Below are 20,390 nucleotides of genomic sequence, written 5' to 3' on the forward strand. Positions count from 1 at the left end.
CCCGTATCGGATGTGCAATCTAGATGATCCGTAGTAGTGCTAAGCTGGATGGGGATTGTTGGTTCGAATGAAAACGCTCGCCTCACTTATCCCTGCTGCAGATTTGCTTCTGGTTATGCCGCCGGAGGAAATCGGGATGCAACTCCTAAAGTTGGCGGCGAGTAGCCAGCAGAATGGGCTGATCTCGTTAGGTAGTATTGCGGGGCCGGATAGGTTGTTTGGTGATGGGTACAGCCACATGAGGGGGCCGACATATCCCCGTCACCAGGAGGCCGAAATCGAATTGGCTGTGGCGGAAGCGTGGCTGTGGTTGCAGAACAATGGCTTGATCATGCCAGCGGCTCAGCCAAACGCCACGTACCATCGCCTGACGAGGCGGGGAAGAGAGCTTGCTGATGATGAAACTCAGCTGCCGAGCTTCTTGGCGGCTGTTCAGTTTCCGCGTCATCTTCTGCACCCAGCGATCGCCGATAAGGTTTGGATCCAACTAGCGCAGGGGGAGAATGCCGTTGCTGTTTTCATTGCATTTCGGGCGGTCGAAGAAGCTGTGCGGGTGGCTGCAGGTTTCCCCGCAGATGCCCATGGAGTGCCAATGATGCGACGAGCGTTCAACAAGGACAACGGTCCTTTACGCCGGGAGGCGGATCCGGAGGCTGAGCGCGAGGCACTTCAGGCTCTTTTTACTGGAGCAATTGGCTCCTACAAAAATCCGCACTCGCATCGAACTGTCGAAATCACGGACACCGCCGAGGCACAAGAAATGGTTCTGCTGGCATCTCATCTCTTGCGTATTGTCGATGCTCGTGCTGGGCGCATTTGAATATAGGGCTTAGTTCAATCGTCAAAAATCGCTCGGCCAGATGGTGCTAGCGCCTCGGTGTGCCTCGTCGGGTGTCACCAGTACACTGAATCGGCTTCCACTAAGACAGGTTTCGGCGAGTAGATTCTGCCCTTAGAATGTCGCCCTTGGCGGCGTTCCCGCGATGTGCCGGGCGACATTTCAACGGGCAGCAGCCGACCAGAACACGTCGTTCAAGTGCCGTGCGGTGAATGTCGGTTCACACCGACACCTGCCGTTCTCCACCATGCGAGCTTTCCAGTCAGGGCTCGCTGAATCGGCGCCGCTCAGCGGCCCCTAAAGGACCCGACTACATTCGTTTTTCTTGTAACTTGCGTTCATCCGAGCAATTCAAGGGTAAGAGCTTCTTCAGTTGGCAGGCCCTCGCGCTCGAGACAGGCGGAGAGACATAGAACTAGGATATCCCACGCATTGAGCCAATGCTGGTAAGTCAGCTTGCCGCCGTTGCCATGAGCAGCGCGCGATCTCTGATTGTAACTGGCCTTAGCCTCGGCATATGTTTTTATACGCTCGGAGCGCACAGGGACGCAGAGCTGGCTGACCAGCAATGCCAATCGGAAGGACACCTCGGTCGATACAGTCGGGAAGAGCGCCTCGATCCCCTGCCACACATGAAGCAGAGAAGATGAAAGGTCGGGAATCATCGGCGAAGTCTGAAGAGCTCGGCGCGCGACCGACAGCGCTGGATGGCGTTGCTCGAGGGTTTGCCAGCGCGTGGTCGCCTCAGTCGCCAACAGAAAGGCCTCAGAGGACAAAACTCGTTTGTCGGGGACCGAAATGCATTCAAGACTTGGCTCATGGAGCCAGCCCTGGATGGTTCCATCCTTTGACGTAAAGCCGCTTTGCAGGCCTGCCGGGAGATCGCCAACCAGACTGGGACGGTCCCGAAAGTTGAGACCACTATAGTCGCGCAAGCCATGGGTCATCGCGAACGGGATCATGAATGGGCTCACCCATTGCAGATAGAGCATCGACTGGAGGATGCGCACCCGCTCTTGGGCGGTTTCGACATCAGGGACGTCGCGGATCTCAATCTCAAGATGGCACGAATGGAGAAATACCTCGAGCAGATGCCACGAAAAATGGATCTTATGGGAGGCCCCTAACGATGCAAAATCGAAAGTGGATGTCGCCCATTCGCGAGGCCAGAGTGCAGCACCAAGTCCCTCGGCAAGGTTTGAGCCTGCCTGAGAAGCAAGACCGATGCACGGAAAGAAAAAGTTTGGCATCTACGCGCCCACGGAGAATTGCCGACAGTGGGCCTGCATCGGGGCGCCAAGGTTCACACCAAGTGCATTCAACGTCAGGGCGCCCGTGGCACGGACAGGGGTCGTCGTCATGAGACTAAGCCTATCTCATGCGATCCGCCCGCGCCAGAGACATAAAGCGGATCGGCGCAAGGCGCGGCGTCATCCTAGTCGTAAAAATCGGACACGCCTATGCAATGCAGGGAGCAATGTTCGCGACCTTGCAATCGGTGCGGCGGTGGCTATCAGAACTGCGAACATGAGGTTAGTGACGACAATGTACCAAGAAAATTCCGCCGATCGCCCTGCGCGAGACATGCATAACGATGCGGAAATCTGCAGATTGGTGGACATCACGCTTCAAAGCATGGAGAGCGGTAACAATTTACTCATCACTGACTTTGTGGCAAACGAAAAAAATTCAATGTTTTATATATACTAAAAAGCGCCCTTGAAGTGAAAATGGACGATAATGACGTCGAAGCTTTGAGAAATAATTATACGCATCTAAATACCTTCGCCGCGGTCGGAGAAAGCGACAAAAAAGCCTATGCTATTTGGGAGTTTTACTCTCAAGAGGGGGGGTGACAGATACCTTGGCAAAGCAATAGAAACCGATGTCAATCACCATAAGCAAGGCATCGCCTCGAGAATGATGATCGCTGTGAAGGCCGTACCCATCGATATCAAACCGAGCGGCACACAGACGCGCGCAGGTGCAGCACTATTGAACGCTGTAGAAGCACTTACCCGCGCCAGAGATGCTGATCAGTCTCCAAGCTAAGCCTGCTACCTATCTTCATTGGCCTCGCGTGGAGAATGTTGGCCCACGAGCAGACATTTTTGAAGCCTGATTTGGTCGCTGTATCGCGATAATTTGCTCATGTCTGCCGCGCAGCTAAGAATCAAAATCGTCGGATCTCAAAATGGTGACCATCGCCTTAGGCTGGATTGAACCGCGCCGGGTTCACCGGAGGCCCACACTTCGAGGCGGTCCGCTACAGGCATACCCAAATGAGACTGTGCCTTTGCGCCTCGATGGGACATAAACGACCGTCGGCTATCCTTGATCTGGGCATTAGGACCGGTCTTACCGGCCCCTACAACAAATTAGCCATAGGTGAACGCTAACAAGGTCGGCTCGGGAACGACCGGTTCGGGCGGATGCTGCCGTTCAGCAAGGGTGTCCGGAATGACTGCAAAGTCCCACGCCCCGTCATTCCGCCATCCCAAGGCCAGAGTGAACCTACAGCTGATTTGGAGGCTTCGATCAGGGGTGCTGAGCGTCAGGAATGGCGGCGTTGGCGGCCCTGGCCCGAGGTCGTAGTGGAGCTGGGGGCGATCCCCGCGTATTCCAACGCCAGCCGAGGCTGGCCATATGCAGGGCACAGCCGAGAACATGGCGGAAACTAGCCACATATCATCGACAGCACTGCAGTACCTTGTCGTGCGCATTAGAAATGACGCATTGTGCCGTTGTCCACGAACCACAGCTCGGGCAAAGATGATCGTAATATTTCTATGTTCGATTAATATTACGCTGCCTGATCTCCAAAGGGAGAGGGCGGCCTTTTGTGTGACAAATATTTGACCTGATCCCGCAAGCGGTCTAACCCTCGTGCCCCTCATCTGCATGAGGACGATCATGGCCGAGAACAATTCCGAGGGTCCGCCCAATTTCATCGAACTGGCAGGCGACATTACCATCGCCTGGCTCCAGAATCCCAATGTAGATCCTGCTGCCGAGGACGTTCCGGCCTTCCTCAAGTCCATGCATCTGGCGATTGTCGGGCTGGACGAAGCGCCCGCAGCTGAGCCTGAGCCTGAAGTCGTTGCTTATGAACCGGCGGTACCGGCGCGCTCCTCGATCAAGCCCGATTATCTTGTCAGTCTGATCGACGGGCGTAAATACAAGACATTGAAACGGCATCTTGCGGCCAACGGGCTGACGCCAGACGCATATCGTGCGCGTTATGGATTGAAGTCCGATTACCCGATGGTCGCGGCGAATTTTGCCGCGATGCGCCGCGAGATCGCCGAAAAGATTGGGCTTGGCCGCAAGAGTGCCGCTCGCCTCGATAATACCGACGGAACAGTCGTCGCTCCTGCAGAGACGCAAGAAGCAGCGCTTCCAGCGACGGAAGAAGATGTCGCGGCGGTTGTGGTGGCAAAGGGCGTTGCCCGCAAACCAAAGGCCAGAACCGACAAGACCTCTGTTGCCTCGACTAAGGCCTCGCCGCCGCTTGCCGAGGTGAAGCCTGCCGCCGACGCAAAGGGCAAACCCGCGCGCGCCACTCGAAAGGTCAAGCAAGAGGACGCACCGCCCGTCGATGCGCCTGTGCCTGCCGAGCCGGTAAAGCCGGTGGCGCCCAGAAGGCAGCGCATGGCGCGTGAGCCTGAGGTCCTAACGAGCGGCACAGACACTCCCGATGCGCCTGTTGCTGATCCGGTCCCGGGTGGCCCGAGCGCGCGCAAGGGCGGCGCGGCAAAGGCAAAAGCCACCTCGTTGACCGAAGTTGGGACCACCGGCAACAAAGCCGTTAGGCCAGCCAAAGCGAAGGGTACCGCCGGGAAAACGGTCAAGGCCAAGGTGGCAGATCCGAAACAGGAAGTTATGCTCGAGGCAGTTCCTGCCCCCGCCAACCGTGGTAAAGTAAAAAAATCGGCTACGAAAACCGAGGCTCCTGCCGCTAAGGAAGTGTAACGCGCGGCATGGATAGATATTTGGCGGCGCCTGCCCCTTGGGGGACAGGCGCCGCTTCGTTTGGAGGTCTTGAAAAGACGAAACCCACGATGGATGCTCGACTGTGTGCTCCTGAAGGATGCAACTCGACGCTTTGAACTGCGCTGGCTTTGCTGGGGGGTAACCGAATGAGCAAAGGTCGGTTATCAAGGACTGGTTCAAGGCTCTGAATATCGCCTCTCGAGGCACACATCATTAGACCAATATTTTGCGCGCTCAGGCAACCGTCTTTAGCTCAGCGAGCGAAATCATCAGCGTCATGTCGCTTGTGGGCGATTGGAGAAAACCGCATCGAAGATAGAACCGCTTTGCCTCCTCGTTGATTGCGTGGACAATCATGCCGCGGATGACCGCCTGAAGCGGAGTGGATGGGGAAGCAGTTGCCCGTGGCATGGGCGTCGCTTTTCTATGTGAATTCGATTTTCAAGATACACATTGTGCATCCAACATTCAAAGTCAGCGAGGTGGCACCCAAATCAAAACAAATTGAGTTGCTGCGGGCCAGCGCACATCGGCAATGACGTACTATCCCCATTTGATGTACGGGGCGCGGCCCGTGGCTGATGTGTCAAGCTTGGGGCCGGATCGACATCCCCCACCCCGCCCTGACCATCGCGCGCTGCCGCAAGGCGCGCATTCCAGCCACCGATAATATGCGCTGGCGTAAACCAGTTCTCGCGCACCTCTCGGGACAAAGAATTACCGACAACAAGCCGGGCCGGAATATGAAGCAGCGTCAGCTGGCAATAAGCCATATGGATCGCGCGGGGATCGACATCGATAGCAGTTGCGTGAAGATGAGACTGATAGTTGATGTTACGCTCAAGCATCGTGTCGGCCAGCGCAATGACCATGGCACCCGATCCGCAAGCAGGTTCGCAGACTGTCAGAAATCCGTGCGCCTCGATATGGCTTCGCAGCACCTCCTCCTCGCGCAGCGTCGTCCCCGCCATGAATTTGCAGATCGGATAGGGCGTAAAACACTGGCCGCGTGCCTTGTTGTGCAGTTCAAGGTCATGGAACAATGCACCCAGAATGTCGCAGCGCTCGTATTCCAGCGCGTCGACCAGTTCGCCCAGAACGCGGGCAAAGATATCGAGCGTCGGCCGGTCATAGCGGCCCGCGATTTCGAGATAGCGTTTTTCGCGAGGCTCGCGCTGGCGCCAGTCGACCGCATTGGACAATGCGATGGCCATCATTTCCATGCAATCGCCGAATAAGGTCCAGGTATCGTAGCGATACTGGCAGCCCTCGAAGAGCTTGCGCATCGCTGACAGATGGGGATTGCCCATAGGCATCTCCAATGGATTTCAGGAGGACAGCAGCGGGCATCACCCGGAGAGCATGCATGACCGGTATCGTCAGTGTTTGGGGATGACGCCCTTGATCCGTGCCATCGGCAACGAACCAGCCATCAGCATGCATGAGGGTGCCACTCATAGAGCAGATGGGCATCGGGGTCGTGTTCATCACCAATGGCAATGCGGACCAACCTGCCATCGCAGGCAAAATTGGCCGCACGCGGGAAATCGCAAAAGCTGCGCCCCTCGAACACGAAGTCCTTCGAGCGCACCTCGACGACCTTGCGCGCCTGCCCCAGCGCCCGGTGATGGTAGGAAGAATGTAGCAGTTTCAGACTATCACCCGCTTTCAGGCGCTTTTTAAAACTGGCCAGCGGGAGGATCTTCTCGACCGGATTGGCAGGCCCACGGCGCGCGGCAAGCGCGGCCCAATAGGCCCGGGCGATCACGACTTCAGCGTAAAACGAGCAGTTCCAATAGTCCTGCAGGGGATTGGTGCGGGTGTAACCAAAGCGCTCGATCTGATCGCGCAACCGGACGATAAACGCGTCTTGCGCATCGCGGCCGGTCAGATCTTCCGGAGAGTCGAGAATTTCGACGGTGACCTTGCGACCGCCCGAGAAGCGGGAGGAACGTAAGGCTATGCTCATATCGGGAAATGTCCCGGCCATATGCTGAGCGATACGCCGGCACAGGACGGGAAGATCGTCGTCTGGGCAAAATAGGTCGCCGCGATAGTCGAAATTGCCCCGTTCATCGTAGGGAGTCTGACTGTAGAGCAAATGGGGCGGGATTTCGGGTTGAACGGTAGTGGCCATGACAGAGCCTTTCGCGGGGATGGATTATGCCTGTCGCCCGGGATGTCCCCTTCGTTTCGGCCCCCTGCCAGCCCCTCTCCTCTTCCTCCGGTCTGCGACTCATCCCTCGACGCCGAGAGAAGCGCTCTAAGGCAGATCTTCTTTCTCGAGCGTCCTGATCGATTCAGCCTGGCCAGCTTCCATCGGCACGATGCCTCCAACAGTAATAGCTATCGAGCGACGATATTTGCCCATGGCCTCAAGCGGGAGGACGCGAAGCAGAAAGCGTCAGACTGGATGGTCTGGCGCATCGGAAACGGAGCGCCTGCTCGGCCCCGATGCACCAGCACAAGCCTCATCGGGCCAGGATTATGCTGCCAGTGCCTCAAGCCGCATCGGCAAGCGGGTCCCCGCCTTCCACGTCCGTGCCCTGCCCGTCGATGTAGACGCCAATATCGGCTTCCGCAGGTTCGCTGTCTACGACCTCCAACTGCTCCGCACCATAGCCCTCGCCGTCAGCCATGATCGGCCCCGCCCCGGCTGTCTCCCGGCGCTCAAAGCGCATCGCCTCAGGCAGCCATGCCAGTGCCCGTTCCTTGACCTCGGCCTCAACCAGCATATCTCCGGAGAACAGGCGCTCGGCTGCCGCTGCCAGATCGTGTTTTTTCGATCCGGCATAGCGTGCGCGCAGGTCGGCCCCGCCGATTTCCTCGAAGAGATCGAGGATCGCAGGCTTGTTGATCTTGTCGAAATAGGCCGCAGCCGTCGGCCGCCACCAGCTTGCCACATCGATATCGAGACGGACACCAAGATGGTCGAGGAAACCCGCCTCGCCGCGACCGTGGGGAACAGCCCGCAATGTACGCGCCACAGCCCAGCCGAGCCATGCCGCGCGTGCCTCCTCAGGCAGGGCGCAAAAGTCATCAAAACGTTCGACCACCGAACCGTGTCCCTGCCAGCTGCGGTCGAGACCGTCCTGGAGTTTCGCCCATTCGCGCGCCGCAGGCATGTCGCTGATAAAATCCGTCACCAGCCGCATCGGCTCAGGCCCGCGCAATTCGCTCGGCACATGATGACCATAGGTCATGACCGAAGCATCGGCGAGGATAAAGCCCGCCAGATCAAGCGCGAAGGCAGGATCGCTCGCCACATGCAGGGCCAGCAATTCGACCTTCATCATGGCAAGGCGTTCGAGCAGCCGCTGGCTCAGCACGGGCCTGTCGGCACCTGCCTCTTCACCATGGCTCGGCATTGCATCGTCACAATCACACCCGTCACCTTCGCTGTCCGCCCTAGCTTCAAGTTCCGGTTCGGGCGCAGGCATCGCGTAGAGCTGTTCATGGATACGCGGCGTGCCATCCTCGTCGAGAATGACATAGGCCAGCGCCGTGGCTTTCACACCGGCCTCGATCACAGGCACCGGCTCGGTGAAACCGGCGAGTTCTGCCGCAAGCGCCTCGATATGTGCCTCATCCTCGTCACCGGGCTCGAATTCGCCGGTGTCGAGCGCGGCGCTCCATTCGGCCAGTTCGATCTCGATCTCATCCTTGCGCGCCTGCTGCTCCTCGCTCAGGTCAGGCAGGTCGCCGTGCAACTGCCGCAGGCCCCAGGTCTGGTTATAAGGAACATGCGTGGCAGCGACCGTGCGGATCTCACCAAAACCCTCGCGCTGCCGGATAGCTTCGGCTGCCTCGGCCAGCCTGCTCTCGGCCAGTTCATCGAGGATCTGCGTGTCGAGCCAGCGTTCGCTGCCCGCATCGGAGAAGAGATCCTCCTCGATCCTTCCGCCGGCGGCGACATAGGCATCGCGCCCGACCAGCAAGGCCTTGGGATCGCCGGCACGGTAGCTGTAGGAGGCGAGCTGGCGCCGGATTTCCCCCACATTGTCGCGCGAATAGCTGTGGCGCAGCAGTTCAAAAACCGCCGCCTGACGCGCCGTATCCGCCGTCGAGGCATAGGCCTTGGCGACATCGAGCGTGATCTCATTGCCTTCAAGCGCATCAAACACCGGCTCGGCCAGCCCAGCAAGGCGCAGGCGCCCCTGCACAAACCGTTCGGTCACGCCAAAACGCTTCGCGACATCGGCAGGCGATTTGCCTTCGACCTCGATGACATCGCGGAACGCCCGGCAGGCTTCGGCCGGGTTCATCGCCAGACGAAAGAAGTTTTCCGAAAGACTGACCTCGACCGCGTCTTTGGGATCCTGAAGCACCAGCAGGGGCAGGGCATAATCGGCAGGAAAGATTCCCGCCGCAATCAGGCGATGGACCGCATCGAGCCGGCGCCCACCGGCGGTGATGCGATAATACCCCTTCTTGCGAGTGATGGGTACACCGACAAGGTTCTGAAGCACGCCGCGCTCGGCAATATTGGCGGCAAGCCGTGCATCGGCCTCAGGGTCGCTGCTCTTGCGGACATTGGCAGGCGATTTTTCAAGGTTGGCCGCCGGAACGAGAATGGGAAGCTGGGACATGGGTCATGGTCTCCTGGCGGAGCAACCCGTCCATTCGGGCTGCCCGTCGCCAATCCTCCCGCCCCCCTTCTCTCCCATTCGCAGGGCATCGTTCCAGTCCTTGCAACCTGCGGGTGGCAAGATGACCTCGATGCTCCGCCCCGCAGATCGATAGACCGCCAGTGCCTTTGTCAGCCCGGCGCGCCCGGCACGGTCATTGTCGGGAAGCAGGATCAGCCGCGAGACACCGGCTGGAATGGCGATGCGGTGAAACCGCTCAGCTCCCAGCGTGGCCCAGACCGGTATGCCGAGCAGGACCATTGCCGACATGGCCGTCTCGGTTCCTTCGGCCAGTCCAAGCACGTCACTTACGGGTGCAAGTTCCACCGCGCCCGCCTGCGGTCGCCCCAGCATGCGGCGCGGGTTGCCCAGGTCGCGGGCGCGGATCGGGCGATTGGCTGCGAAGAACGTGCGCTGGATCGCCACCAGATCTGTGCCCTCACGGACGGCTGCGAGCATGGCCGGGCGGAAGACTACCGCCTTGCAGGGACCGAGCGGTGTCGCCCACAGGAAGCGCAAGGCATCTGGGCAAAAGTACAACCCGCGACGGCTTAGATAGGCTTCGGCTCGTGTCCCCGCCAGTGGCTGCGCGCGGCCCCATAGGCGTCGAATGAGTGGCAAGGACGAGAGAGGCGACGGAAGCCCGCCCGATCGTACACTGGGGGCAGAAGCTGTGCCAATGGTACCCTTCAGCACGTCACGGTGCCGATGACGGATGGCCCTGATCACATCTCGTCTGTCACAGCCCGCAAAGCATTTGAAGAGCAAGGCCCGTTCACCGACGCGGATCGAAAGGCTTGGATTATGGTCGTCGTGCGCCGGACATAGACAAAGGCCCTGCCCATTCCGCCAGAGACCGCCCAGTTCCTTGACCAGCTGCGCGCCCTGCGCTTCGAGCAGAGAAAGCCGATCGGACATTTTACGTCTCTCGATCCAACCTCAACCTGTATCCATGACGGCATCGACGGCGATCAAGGCTGCGGCGAACTCGCGTTGGACATCGCCAGGAGAAATCCCGATACGATCCGCAATGGCATCGTAGGGCACCGCATCACGAGAATGCGCGAGGAATATCTCCCGTCTGAGGTCAGGAAGGCCAGCAACTACCTGCCGAAAACGTTCGAGCTTTGCGGCAAGATGCAGATCAATTTCCTGCGACTCGCCCCGTTTCCAGCCGCTGCCCCAGACCGCGTTTGCCACCTCTTCGCCGATGCATTCGTCAGCATCGATCCGCAATGGCAATGTTTGCGGCATCTTGCCTCGTGCCACCGTGATCGCCGGACGGGGCTCGCGCTTGAGGGTGCACAGAACGGTTACAATTCGCAGTCGCAGCTTTGACCCTGCCTGGGCCCAGCCACCGGATAATCTATCTTCTGCAGCCAACATGGCGGTGGCAATATTGCGCAAGAGAGCAAGTATTTTTGGGGTGGCCATCGTCTGGAACTCCATCGCCATATCCATCGCGGCCTTCCCCCCTCTCCCCTTCATGCCGCCGCGATGCGCGAAATCACGCTGCCCGAAGCGAGCGGCGGCTCGATCCGGGAATTGCCTAACGGTGTCAAATTGCTGTAATGCAGCACATACAATTGATTGAATTTATGTCATGATCGCCCTGGGTCCGCCCCGTGAGGCTTGGGAAAATGACTTCGCCAAGTGCTGTCGTCACCTCCAGCGGTCTGATCTCCGAGTTAGGAGGACATGATGCAACACGACCGCATTCAGCTGTTCGTTGAAAGCAACAGGGATCGACTGGAGCAACTGACAACGCGTCAGCGAGACTGTCTGCGCCTGGTCGCCAAGGGATATCTCACCAAGGAAATTGCCGGCATGCTCGGCATTTCGGAGAGCCGCGTCTATAAGCATGTCCTGGCAGCCTGTCGGCTATTGGGGGTACCAAATCGGGGCGAAGCTGGGCGGGTGTTTGCCGAATGGGAGGCGCAAACCACCCTTTCCGCAGGGGGGCCGTCAATGGGCGCCCATTTTCTGGACCTTCCCAATCCGGCAGATCTGGCATTTCCTGATCCCGTCTCGAATGACACGGACGGCCCGATCATACTCGAAGCCATGCCCGCCCAACAAGGGGAAGCCCATCCCGTTGGTAGCGCAAGGCCGACAGTACTCGATCTGGTGCCGCTCCGTCTGGGCAGGAGAACATCCAATGACCTGACTGCCAGTAGGACGCTTATCGTCATCGCCGCAGTGACCGCCGGTATCATTGTTACGGTCGGTTCCGCTGTATCGCTGCTTTCCGGGCTGAGCAGTCTGCTTCGCCCATAAGGCAGCCCTTCCATCATCATCCAACACAGTCCGTTCCTTTATCGGGAACGGGGAGGAGAAACCATGCGTGCTCAACGCCAAGCCATTGCCCAAACGGTAGCCAAGCGGCTCTTTGCTGCAGAAACAGCCCTCGACATCGCCCTTGCCCGTATCGCGGAACTCAATGCAGCCTTGCCGCTTGCCCGCCTCGATGCGCGAATATCCGCGATAGTCGGACAGGAAGCTATCCAGAGTTCCGCATCTGCCATGATGCTCGTGGCCGAAACCCGCGAGAAGATCGTCGCAACCCATGCCAATCTCAAACAGGTGAGCGATGAAATCGGCCTGCGCGAATTGAGCTATGGTGATCTCGTCAAACCGAGCAAGGTCGATCCGCCCGATGCAGCACATCATCTGCGGGTGGTGTGACACGACCTGGCAGGATGCCATGCCAAGGATCTCACGATTAGATCAGGATCGATATGACGAGACATGTCGCATTCTTCATTCTGCTGACGGTCAGCAGTCTTTACGCAGCCATACGGGGCGGCCGGCCTGAGCAAATCGGGGCGGCCACTCTGTTCGGTGGGGCATGGGCGAGTGTGCTTGCGGCCAATCCACCGGGAGGACGCTTTCGCCAGCTTGAGTCCGGCATTCTGGTCATAGATATTGTTCTATTGGCTATTTTTCTGTGGCTTGCCATTCGCAGCACGCGCTTCTGGCCCATTTGGGTCGCAGGCCTGCTGGGCTCGGAAGTGCTCGTTCATGTCGGTGTGATCCTTGCTCCTCTCGCTACCTGGCGAGCCTACCTGAACGCCACTGCCATGTGGAGTTGGGTCGCCCAGATTATCCTGATCGTCGCGACATGGCGCCATCGGGAGAGACTGGCACAACGAGGCAATGATGCATCCTGGAAGGGCTGATCAGGATCGTCTCATCCACGATAGAGCGGCCAGTGACTCCCTGCCCCTGGATATCCGAGATCGACAAAGGTGGAGTGTCATCATGACAATGATGCCGAACGCGAATGAGGTCCAGTCCGCCGGCCAATGGCCTGCCCAGTCGCGCGCATTGGTTTGCCGGGCATTCCTGCGGGTGGAAAAGATCATTCTGGAAAGTCTGGGGCCACAGCTTTCCGCCCGGCACTATGTTGCGCTCCTCTTCGAGGTCTATCTTGCAGAAATCGAGGGAAAGACACTCTACCAGGCCTGTCTGTCGACCGATGAAATCGTGTCGAAGCCCCACCGCCGTTCGGCCAGACTGGCGGCGCTTGGAGCGCTTATTCGCCGGCCCAATCCTCAGGACCAGCGCCGAACCGACCTGCAGCTCACATGGGACAGCCGGTCCGCGCTAGACCGTATTATCGATACAATGGCTACCCTCAGCGTCGACTTCGCCGCCACCATCCGGCAAAGCATGGGCGCTGATGCCAACTTGCTACCAAGCCTGCCATCATGGTACCATATGCCAATCAGTACTCGATCTGGAACGATGGGCATGAACATCGCACGAGGTAAAGTGATCGCAGGCGGCCGCATCGCCTTGCCGGCAGAAATGCGCCGCGCGCTCGGTCTGCAAAATGGCGATACCGTACTCTTCGAACTGGAAGGGGATGAGGTGCGCATCCGCCCGGCAAAGTCCGCACTCAGGCGGGTTCAGGAAAGGCTGCGGGCGTTCGCCCCGAAGGATGGCCTGGTCTCGGAGGAACTGATCGCCGAGCGACGGGTCGAGGCGGCGCGTGACTGACGGCAGCACCTCTCCAATTTATGTCCTCGATGCTTCGGCCTTGCTGTGCTTATTGTTCGATGAGCCTGGGGCCGATCTTGTGGAAGCACGATTGACCCGTGCTCTGGTATCGGCTGTAAATTATCATGAGGTGCTGGCCAAGCTGACAGATCGTGGTGTCGAAGCAGTTGAAGCCAAAGCCATGCTGGCAGAGCTGGATATCGACATCATTGCCGTTGATCGGCAGCAGGCTGATATTGGGGGAGAAATCCAGCCTTTGATCCGCAGCGCGGGCCTGTCATTAGGCGATCGCTCTTGTCTGGCTCTGGCCCGCTCGCGTCAGGCTGTCGCGATCACGGCTGATCAGATCTGGAGAGGTCTCGACATTGGTGTCGCGGTCGAAGTGGTGCGGTGAGCGGCAAGATCACCCGGGAAAGCAGGAATTGAGAGTGAATTGATGCGTACCGACCTCAATCATCTTCCGGCAGTCAAGCAGCGCGAACTCGACCGCGTCGTCGAGATCCTGTTTCAGGGCTTTCGCGAAGCCACGCAAGAGGCGACCGGGCGGCGTAAAGCGGCCCGGATACTCAAGGTCATTCTGTTCGGTTCCTACGCGCGGGGCGATTGGGTCGATGCCCCCTTCGACGCGAACCAATATACCTCCGATTATGACATTCTGGTCATCGTCAACCAGAAGGAATTGACGGATCGCGCGGACTATTGGGAAGAGACCGAACAGCGGCTGTTCGATGCCTATCACGTTGAGAAGGTCATCCGCACACCCATCAATTTCATTGTCCATTCGCTCCAGCAGGTGAATGATGGCCTATCTCACGGCAGGCTGCTGTTCATGGAAATCGCCAAGGATGGGGTAATCCTCTACCAGTCCGATGATAGACTGCTGGCAGAGCCCAAGCCCAAGACACCGGAGCAGGCTTATCTTGCCGCGAAGGACTATTTTGAAGACAAGTTTTCTGGGGCAATGCGGTGGTACGAAGGCGCTGAGTTTTATCAGAACAAGGGCTATTTCGGTAATGCGGCCTTCCTTCTTCATCAGGCTACCGAGAATCTGTATAAATGCGCGATGTTGACGCTCACCTTCTATGCGCCTCGTAACCCCAATATTGTGTTCTTGCGTGGAATTGCCGAAGGATTGGACAGAAGCCTGTTCGACGCATGGCCTCGTGGCACCCATGCCCAACGCGCGATGTATCAAAAACTCAAGGAAGCCTACAGGAAGGCCCAGCACTCAAAGCATTTCGACATTTCCCCCGAGGAACTGAATTGGCTCCGGGAGCGCATTCAGGTGCTTGGGCAAAAAGTGCAGGAGATCTGCGCCGCTCATATCGCAAAGCTCAAGCAGGCCGCTGAATTGTAAGGATGTGAACTGACCAGCCTCTTTTGCATGTTTGCATCGGGTGGAATGAGCCTTCTGCTCCTACTTGATCAGGATATTCGTCGTCCCCCGTGCATGCAAAGGCCATGTCCCTGGGCGTTGCTCATTCTCGCATAGCCAGATGCGACACCCCTGCTCTGCCGCGGTCGGCGACAGGCAGGTGGTGTTGAAGTATCATACATTGTGTGATAGATAAGGCTTGATCCATGACCGACAAACCGCAGACCCGCATCTACAAAAACCGCTGGTTCGCCAAGTTTGCAAGCCGCGAAGGGATCAGTGAGGCAACGCTGGTGGCAGCAATCGACCAGGCCAATCGCGGCCTGATCGATGCCGATCTGGGCGGCGGCCTCATCAAGCAACGGGTCGCGCGCGAAGGTGGTGGAAAATCCGGTGGCTATCGCACACTGGTTTTCTTTCGCCACGAGGGAAGAGCTGTGTTTGCCTTTGGCTTCGCCAAAAGCACCAAGGCCAATCTCAACGCGATGGAATTGCGGACCTACAAAGAGGCCGCCAAAATCATTCTGGCGCTCTCGCAGGCCCAGATCGATATCGAAGTGGCAGCAGGCAGATTGTTCGAGGTGATTGACGATGCCCAGGACCTATAAAAGCGAAGCGCTGGCCGCCGTCCATGAGATGATGGAAGGGCTCCACGAGGCGGGCAGCATCGACAAGCAGACGCTGCGCCAGTTCGATGAAAGCTGCCTTGCCCCGGCAACCCAGCTTCAGCCCGAGGAGATCAAGGCGATCCGCGAAGCACAGCATGTGTCGCAGCCGGTTTTTGCGCGCTATCTCAACGTATCGAGGAACCTGGTTTCCGAGTGGGAACGTGGCAAGAAGCGCCCGGGAGGACCGGCCTTGCGGCTGCTGTCAATCATTCAGCGCAAGGGACTCGATGCGGTCGCCTAAAGGTGCCATCACAGGGCGCGCGATGTAGCGATCCAAAGCTATCGGCTGCGCGCCTCCGCTTCCGAGGCAGACACGGCACGATGTAGCGCAAGCCAGACCATCCTGACCGCGGTTAAATGCTCAACCTCCTTATGCGTTCCAAAACCCGCTCTTGCGCCCATGGCGCGCCCTGAGGCCGGCAACATAGGCATCGTGATCGGGGTGTTCTCCAAAATCCTCGATCCGTTTGGCGAGATAGCTGCAAGTCTGAAGGTGCCGGCCGGCATGGCCGTAGCGCTTGTATTTGGCGTGATCGAGCGAGAGGTCGATCATCGAGCGCAGCATCAGCGTGGCCGCCAGAGGGCTATGCTGTTCCAGCGCTTCGGCCGCCGGGGTCAGCAGCCAGTAGTGGTCGCCGTTGAGTTCCTCTTGGCGCGCCAGAACAAGGTCTGCCGCCAGACTATGCGCGGGCCAGTCCATCAGAAAGCCCAGCGCCCGATGAAAATCGGAATGCCGGCGGACATGGGCCAGCGCCCTGCCTTCGGCTTCTTCGTCATCGAAATCCGGCAGACGCTTGAGATGGGCGCGCAGGTAATCGGCATTCAGATCGCGCTCGAAAATAGCCCATCGCGCAGTCTGGGCCTCACCCGATTGTCCCAGGGCATCAAGCACGTCGATCCGCACCCGCTGCCAGTCGGGCCAATGTCGACCGCTGTGATAATTCGTCTCGGCAAGGTTGAGGGCCGCCATGGCATCGGCGGGTCGCTGCGCGCTGAGCAGGCGTTCTGCAATGTTGGCCGCGATAGAAGGATTAGCTCGTTCTTCTGCCGAGAATCGCGCCGCATAACCATCCACATCGCCAAGCGCATCGGCAATGTCGGTTAGGGCGGATTTCACCCGGCTTGCCTGGTACTGCGCTTCAAAATCATCGCGCATGACTGGGCCGCGCGTGCTGATGGCGATCACCTTGCGCTCATCGGCCTTGGGTTTGGCAGGAAGCGCGGTCGCTATTTCTTCGAACTGGGCCTTGAGCATCGTCAGCCCGTCAGGTCCAAGCGCCTGCGCCATAAGGCCGATCACGCCATCGAATTGCCCATAGTCATTGGTGTTGACCGCATTGAAGGTGCGCTCAACCAATGCCTTGGCCTCAGGCCTTGCCTGCACCGCGATCCCTCCCAGATCATGGAGCGTTTCTGCAAAGACACAGCCGACAGTTCCATTGCTGTCGTCGCAGCGCTCATAGACAGAGGGTGCTAGGTCCAGCAGCCGCCAGAGCAGATCAAAGGCCTCGGCCGGGTGGGATGGCGCGACATGCCGGAGAATAACATCTCGCTGCATGTCGAGATCCGCCGCCAGGTCGCGCACCTTCTGCCAGTCGACAAAGGACTTAGACTTGCCGATTGTCGTCAATCGCTTGCGGATTTCCGAAGCGACTTCAGTGCCGCCACTGCGGCTTGCCAGCTCTAGGCGCAGCCGGCGCTTGGCCGCCGCATCGCCTTCCGCCATTTCCAACAGAAGCTCGGCAAGTCGGTCAGCGCCGAGTGCAGCAAGATTTTTGGCATTGAGGGTTTTGTCGGAAGCCATGATGTGTCTTTGCCAAGCCAACCCGCAGGGTCAAGCCTATGATCGTCTTTGGTCTCGATGGCTCTCCGGCTTTCAACCAGCCTCAGCGGCAAGAGCGATCAAACGGGCGGCAGTCGCCTGATCACCGCGGGCCTGCATGAGCGAGATGATCTCCTGCAACTGCGCCCAAGGCAGGTCATTGGGGCCCCGAAGTTCCAGCATGCCGGCCACGGCAGTATGCCCCTTCAGCTCCATGCACCATGCATAAAAGTCAAAGCGCAGGCCATTCGGGTCCTCAGCGTCGCGCCACAGCACTTCCTTGCACAGATCGATCGCCAGATGCAGGTTCCGATGCGGGCCTGCGCGCCAGTACTCACGGGCCAGCAGACTGCGGATTTCTGCAAAATGACGGAAATTCTGCGGGGTCATAAATCCGGGCTTGGAAATCGGGACCGGGGTCATCAATTTTTGGGCAGCGCGCTCGCCCTTGATCAGGGTCCAGCGGCGTTCAAAATCGTCCGTCTCGGTGCGGGCAATGATCGCGTAAGCGGCAAGTTCGCGCGAATTGTTCTTCTGGACCCGGCGGGCAAGAACGTTGGCCATCGGATAATCGCCCGCCTCGAAGGCTTCTCTTGCCATGGTGAGCAGAGTTTTGCGGGCGCGACGTCTGGGCGGTGCCTCGGCTTCATTGTTGTTGGCAGGGCGAAGGAGGACACGCAAAGCGAGCGCATAGGAAGCAAAGCCGGCATCCCCGGCCGCCAGATCGAGGGCCTCATGATGGGGTATGCGCAGACGCCGGACATAGGACTTCGCGAGTCTCTTGATGCCGGCAACGGTGGTCGGGACAATGGACGATGTAACCACGGCTGTTCTCCAGGCCTGTGGAAGTGTTGCCCGCCAAACACCTCCGGGACCATTGGAAAACCCCGAAAGGATCAATCTGCACGTTCACTGTCGTCAACGACTTCGCGGCGGCGGGCTGCATGCCAGTGAGAAGGCCGAACCAGAATATTTCGAGCCCCGGCGATTCGCAAGCGCCGTATCTCGGATGCTGCGCTTTAGTCATTCGGCGATGAGCATCAGGTAATGTCGATGATCGTTCAGCCGGTGCTCGGCTTCATGAAAGGCACCATCCAGTTAATCGGCACAGGTCCCGGCCATACCATTGGTCACGTATCATGGCGTTGGCCCAAGATCATGTACGTATTAAGCGTCATGCAATACCAAAGACTTGATTGAGTCCCTTCGTGGCCGCATATTGCCGGGCGCGGGCTGGAATGCTGGCAGCCGCCCGCAGGATTATCCTGTCAGGTATATCGAAGCTCGACCTGCGGGTCGGGCGCTGGTCGTCCGATCAGGCGACGACACGGCCCACCTCACCCAAGATGATCTCCGGTTGCTTCCGGAGAACTCTCTGCTGTGCCGTGAGGAACCGTGGTTTCATGTCTTTCTATACCGAACGCCCCGACCGGGCGCAGTGGGTGAATGAACCGGCCTCGCAGGATGGGCAGGACGCAGGGATCGCCGACCTCAGCCAGCTCTATGCGGTCGAAGCTCCTCGACTTCGACGCTTTTTTCGTGCGCGCCTGCGCAGCGGGGATGAGGTCGGCGATCTCGTGCAGGAGGCCTTTGCAAGACTTGTGGGCGCCATGGCGAAAGATGTGCCGCTGCGACCTGCCGCCTATTTGCAGCGCATCGCCCGCAATCTGCTGTTCAATCGCTTCAGACAGATGGAAACAAGGCGCGCACGTTTCCATCTGTCTTTCGATGACGGGTACGAACATGCGATACCGCCCGATCAGGCCGATCGCCTCGAACTGGCCGAGATGATGCGGATCTATCGTCAGGCCTTGAGCGAACTGCCTGACAAGACCAGACAGGCATTTCTGCTGCACCGCATCGAAGAGCTGACCTACCGGGAGATCGGAGAAAGGCTGGGCCTTTCGATCCCGACCGTGCAATATCATGTTGCACGCGCGCTTGCCCATATTGATGCCGCGCTGGAACAGGAATGATGGAACACGCTGAAACTCCGCGCCCCCACAGCCAGCTCCGAGACGAGGCGGCCGACTGGTTCACGCTGATGCGCGGACCGGAAGCCGACAGCCGCCGTCAGGAATTCGAGGCCTGGCTGGCGCAGGATGCCACGCATCGGCGGGCCTATAACCGCATCGCAGAGACCTTCAGCCTCGGCAAATTTCTGAGCGAAGGCCGCCATACAGAGCAGGCAGACCTGCCGAAATCCGAAATTAAAGACCTTCGGGGGATGCGCTTCGCGTTTACCGGCGCCGGTCTGGTCAGTCTGATCACACTGGCCGCCATGGGAGCATTCTACTGGAAGGCAGGCTTCCATGCGGACCAGCGCCTCCTTTCGCCGCAGATCGCCGCAGCGCCTCATCAAGGCATCCAAAGCCTGAAACTGGCGACAGCCCTTGGCGAAATCCGCTCCTTCAAGCTGGCCGATGGCTCAACGGTCACACTCGATACCGGGAGCCTGCTGCTGGTTTCTTTGGGAAGCCAACAGCGAGACCTGGAGCTCATTCGTGGGCACGCGCGTTTTGAGGTCGCTCACGAGGCGCGGCCCTTCGTGGTGTCGGCAGGTTCCGGTACAGTGACAGCACGCGGCACGATTTTCGATGTGGCCGTGGCCGATGGCAGCCGGATCGAAGTGCGCCTCCTCCGCGGGGCCGTCGATGTCAATATGCCCGGCGCCACAGGTCAATCGGCTCATGCTCCGATCCGTCTGTCGCCCGGTCAGCACATCGCTTTCCGGGAAGACGGCAAGCTGCAATGGACACAGGCATCGAATGCGGAAAACAGCGACGCCCAGTGGCCCGATGGTCTGCGAGACTATGAGAATGTCCGGCTGGGCGATCTGATTGCCGATGCCAATCGATATGCCACGCTGCCGCTTGTTGCCGCGTCTGACGAGGTAAGTGAAATCCGGATCTCGGGCACCTTTCGCGTGACCGATACAGGCCATCTTGCGCAAAATCTTGCCGGTCTTCTCGGCCTGACGCTGACATCCTCGCCCCGCGCTCTGTCCCTTGCCCGACCCTGCCAGCCAGGCCGGCAAAATATTTGTCAGCCGCCCTCATAAATA

At 58.9% G+C, this 20,390-nt stretch carries 21 protein-coding genes; 13 read left to right on the forward strand and 8 right to left on the reverse strand.

Features of this window, described 5'->3' with window-relative positions:
* The first annotated feature begins 67 nt into the window (after positions 1-67).
* Positions 68-820 (forward strand): TIGR02391 family protein, encoded by a 753-nt coding sequence (locus PQ467_RS19810; protein WP_274176203.1) that lies wholly within the window; start codon positions 68-70, stop codon positions 818-820.
* A gap of 356 nt (positions 821-1,176) precedes the next feature.
* On the opposite strand, the gene PQ467_RS19815 is transcribed toward PQ467_RS19810, so the two are convergent.
* A complete protein-coding gene (locus PQ467_RS19815) occupies positions 1,177-2,088 on the reverse strand; it encodes a hypothetical protein (RefSeq protein ID WP_274176204.1) in 912 nt (303 codons plus the stop codon).
* A 1,663-nt stretch (positions 2,089-3,751) separates the two neighbouring features.
* Here PQ467_RS19815 and PQ467_RS19820 point away from each other — a divergent pair.
* On the forward strand, positions 3,752-4,810 hold the full coding sequence (locus tag PQ467_RS19820; RefSeq protein ID WP_274176205.1) for a MucR family transcriptional regulator: 1,059 nt from the start codon (positions 3,752-3,754) through the stop codon (positions 4,808-4,810).
* A 515-nt stretch (positions 4,811-5,325) separates the two neighbouring features.
* Here PQ467_RS19820 and PQ467_RS19830 read toward each other — a convergent pair.
* The 5 genes from PQ467_RS19830 to PQ467_RS19850 all read right to left on the reverse strand — a co-directional run bounded on the left by PQ467_RS19830 (position 5,326) and on the right by PQ467_RS19850 (position 10,920).
* Positions 5,326-6,141, reverse strand: coding sequence for an N-6 DNA methylase (locus PQ467_RS19830; RefSeq protein ID WP_274176206.1), 816 nt, complete (start codon positions 6,139-6,141; stop codon positions 5,326-5,328).
* Positions 6,142-6,263: 122 nt separating this feature from the next.
* Positions 6,264-6,968, reverse strand: a complete 705-nt coding sequence (locus PQ467_RS19835) for a hypothetical protein (RefSeq protein WP_274176207.1) — start codon at positions 6,966-6,968, stop codon at positions 6,264-6,266.
* Between the two features lie 364 nt (positions 6,969-7,332).
* Complete coding sequence (locus PQ467_RS19840) at positions 7,333-9,420, reverse strand: ParB/RepB/Spo0J family partition protein (protein ID WP_274176208.1); 2,088 nt, start codon at positions 9,418-9,420, stop codon at positions 7,333-7,335.
* Between the two features lie 3 nt (positions 9,421-9,423).
* Positions 9,424-10,377: a DUF7146 domain-containing protein gene (locus PQ467_RS19845; RefSeq protein ID WP_274176209.1), complete on the reverse strand. Its 954-nt coding sequence runs from the start codon at positions 10,375-10,377 to the stop codon at positions 9,424-9,426.
* Positions 10,378-10,398: 21 nt separating this feature from the next.
* Entirely contained in the window at positions 10,399-10,920 is a 522-nt protein-coding gene (locus PQ467_RS19850) for a sigma factor-like helix-turn-helix DNA-binding protein (protein WP_274176210.1), read from the reverse strand.
* A gap of 240 nt (positions 10,921-11,160) precedes the next feature.
* On the opposite strand from PQ467_RS19850, the gene PQ467_RS19855 reads away from it, so the two are divergent.
* The 8 genes from PQ467_RS19855 (at position 11,161) to PQ467_RS19890 (ending at position 15,745) form a co-directional block, all read left to right on the forward strand.
* Positions 11,161-11,736 (forward strand): helix-turn-helix domain-containing protein, encoded by a 576-nt coding sequence (locus PQ467_RS19855; protein ID WP_274176211.1) that lies wholly within the window; start codon positions 11,161-11,163, stop codon positions 11,734-11,736.
* 63 nt (positions 11,737-11,799) lie between these two features.
* Complete coding sequence (locus PQ467_RS19860; RefSeq protein ID WP_274176212.1) at positions 11,800-12,144, forward strand: hypothetical protein; 345 nt, start codon at positions 11,800-11,802, stop codon at positions 12,142-12,144.
* 53 nt (positions 12,145-12,197) lie between these two features.
* Positions 12,198-12,638, forward strand: coding sequence for a hypothetical protein (locus PQ467_RS19865; RefSeq protein ID WP_274176213.1), 441 nt, complete (start codon positions 12,198-12,200; stop codon positions 12,636-12,638).
* Between the two features lie 82 nt (positions 12,639-12,720).
* The gene (locus PQ467_RS19870; protein WP_274176214.1) at positions 12,721-13,461 is read left to right on the forward strand and encodes an AbrB/MazE/SpoVT family DNA-binding domain-containing protein; all 741 of its coding nucleotides are present in this window, start codon (positions 12,721-12,723) and stop codon (positions 13,459-13,461) included.
* Positions 13,454-13,855: a type II toxin-antitoxin system VapC family toxin gene (locus PQ467_RS19875; RefSeq protein ID WP_274176215.1), complete on the forward strand. Its 402-nt coding sequence runs from the start codon at positions 13,454-13,456 to the stop codon at positions 13,853-13,855. The genes PQ467_RS19870 and PQ467_RS19875 overlap by 8 nt, the downstream gene beginning before the upstream one ends.
* A gap of 42 nt (positions 13,856-13,897) precedes the next feature.
* Entirely contained in the window at positions 13,898-14,818 is a 921-nt protein-coding gene (locus tag PQ467_RS19880; protein ID WP_274176216.1) for a nucleotidyltransferase domain-containing protein, read from the forward strand.
* Positions 14,819-15,042: 224 nt separating this feature from the next.
* Positions 15,043-15,444: a type II toxin-antitoxin system RelE/ParE family toxin gene (locus tag PQ467_RS19885; protein WP_274176217.1), complete on the forward strand. Its 402-nt coding sequence runs from the start codon at positions 15,043-15,045 to the stop codon at positions 15,442-15,444.
* Positions 15,428-15,745 carry a helix-turn-helix domain-containing protein gene (locus tag PQ467_RS19890; protein WP_274176218.1) on the forward strand — a complete coding sequence of 106 codons (318 nt, stop codon included), beginning with the start codon at positions 15,428-15,430 and terminating at the stop codon, positions 15,743-15,745. The genes PQ467_RS19885 and PQ467_RS19890 overlap by 17 nt, the downstream gene beginning before the upstream one ends.
* A gap of 129 nt (positions 15,746-15,874) precedes the next feature.
* On the opposite strand, the gene PQ467_RS19895 is transcribed toward PQ467_RS19890, so the two are convergent.
* Both PQ467_RS19895 and PQ467_RS19900 read right to left on the reverse strand, forming a co-directional pair.
* A complete protein-coding gene (locus PQ467_RS19895) occupies positions 15,875-17,308 on the reverse strand; it encodes a DUF6880 family protein (RefSeq protein WP_274176219.1) in 1,434 nt (477 codons plus the stop codon).
* 72 nt (positions 17,309-17,380) lie between these two features.
* Positions 17,381-18,151, reverse strand: coding sequence for a hypothetical protein (locus PQ467_RS19900; RefSeq protein ID WP_274176220.1), 771 nt, complete (start codon positions 18,149-18,151; stop codon positions 17,381-17,383).
* 222 nt (positions 18,152-18,373) lie between these two features.
* Here PQ467_RS19900 and PQ467_RS19905 point away from each other — a divergent pair, with 222 nt between their 5' ends.
* The 3 genes from PQ467_RS19905 to PQ467_RS19915 are packed head-to-tail and all read left to right on the forward strand — an operon-like array spanning position 18,374 to position 20,387.
* Positions 18,374-18,526 carry a hypothetical protein gene (locus PQ467_RS19905; protein ID WP_274176221.1) on the forward strand — a complete coding sequence of 51 codons (153 nt, stop codon included), beginning with the start codon at positions 18,374-18,376 and terminating at the stop codon, positions 18,524-18,526.
* A gap of 38 nt (positions 18,527-18,564) precedes the next feature.
* Positions 18,565-19,302: an RNA polymerase sigma factor gene (locus tag PQ467_RS19910; protein WP_274176222.1), complete on the forward strand. Its 738-nt coding sequence runs from the start codon at positions 18,565-18,567 to the stop codon at positions 19,300-19,302.
* Positions 19,299-20,387, forward strand: a complete 1,089-nt coding sequence (locus tag PQ467_RS19915) for a FecR family protein (RefSeq protein WP_274176223.1) — start codon at positions 19,299-19,301, stop codon at positions 20,385-20,387. Before PQ467_RS19910 ends, PQ467_RS19915 begins: the two co-directional genes overlap by 4 nt.
* Positions 20,388-20,390: the final 3 nt, after the last annotated feature.

This window comes from Novosphingobium sp. KACC 22771 (assembly GCF_028736195.1).
Lineage (GTDB): Bacteria > Pseudomonadota > Alphaproteobacteria > Sphingomonadales > Sphingomonadaceae > Novosphingobium.

Bases quoted from the DNA above. Each gene is read 5' to 3' on its own strand.
- PQ467_RS19810 (WP_274176203.1), top strand. From the start codon at position 68: ATGAAAACGCTCGCCTCACTTATCCCTGCTGCAGATTTGCTTCTGGTT.
- PQ467_RS19815 (WP_274176204.1), bottom strand. From the start codon at position 2,088: ATGCCAAACTTTTTCTTTCCGTGCATCGGTCTTGCTTCTCAGGCAGGC.
- PQ467_RS19820 (WP_274176205.1), top strand. From the start codon at position 3,752: ATGGCCGAGAACAATTCCGAGGGTCCGCCCAATTTCATCGAACTGGCA.
- PQ467_RS19830 (WP_274176206.1), bottom strand. From the start codon at position 6,141: ATGGGCAATCCCCATCTGTCAGCGATGCGCAAGCTCTTCGAGGGCTGC.
- PQ467_RS19835 (WP_274176207.1), bottom strand. From the start codon at position 6,968: ATGGCCACTACCGTTCAACCCGAAATCCCGCCCCATTTGCTCTACAGT.
- PQ467_RS19840 (WP_274176208.1), bottom strand. From the start codon at position 9,420: ATGTCCCAGCTTCCCATTCTCGTTCCGGCGGCCAACCTTGAAAAATCG.
- PQ467_RS19845 (WP_274176209.1), bottom strand. From the start codon at position 10,377: ATGTCCGATCGGCTTTCTCTGCTCGAAGCGCAGGGCGCGCAGCTGGTC.
- PQ467_RS19850 (WP_274176210.1), bottom strand. From the start codon at position 10,920: ATGGATATGGCGATGGAGTTCCAGACGATGGCCACCCCAAAAATACTT.
- PQ467_RS19855 (WP_274176211.1), top strand. From the start codon at position 11,161: ATGCAACACGACCGCATTCAGCTGTTCGTTGAAAGCAACAGGGATCGA.
- PQ467_RS19860 (WP_274176212.1), top strand. From the start codon at position 11,800: ATGCGTGCTCAACGCCAAGCCATTGCCCAAACGGTAGCCAAGCGGCTC.
- PQ467_RS19865 (WP_274176213.1), top strand. From the start codon at position 12,198: ATGACGAGACATGTCGCATTCTTCATTCTGCTGACGGTCAGCAGTCTT.
- PQ467_RS19870 (WP_274176214.1), top strand. From the start codon at position 12,721: ATGACAATGATGCCGAACGCGAATGAGGTCCAGTCCGCCGGCCAATGG.
- PQ467_RS19880 (WP_274176216.1), top strand. From the start codon at position 13,898: ATGCGTACCGACCTCAATCATCTTCCGGCAGTCAAGCAGCGCGAACTC.
- PQ467_RS19885 (WP_274176217.1), top strand. From the start codon at position 15,043: ATGACCGACAAACCGCAGACCCGCATCTACAAAAACCGCTGGTTCGCC.
- PQ467_RS19890 (WP_274176218.1), top strand. From the start codon at position 15,428: ATGCCCAGGACCTATAAAAGCGAAGCGCTGGCCGCCGTCCATGAGATG.
- PQ467_RS19895 (WP_274176219.1), bottom strand. From the start codon at position 17,308: ATGGCTTCCGACAAAACCCTCAATGCCAAAAATCTTGCTGCACTCGGC.
- PQ467_RS19905 (WP_274176221.1), top strand. From the start codon at position 18,374: ATGTCGATGATCGTTCAGCCGGTGCTCGGCTTCATGAAAGGCACCATC.
- PQ467_RS19910 (WP_274176222.1), top strand. From the start codon at position 18,565: ATGCTGGCAGCCGCCCGCAGGATTATCCTGTCAGGTATATCGAAGCTC.
- PQ467_RS19915 (WP_274176223.1), top strand. From the start codon at position 19,299: ATGATGGAACACGCTGAAACTCCGCGCCCCCACAGCCAGCTCCGAGAC.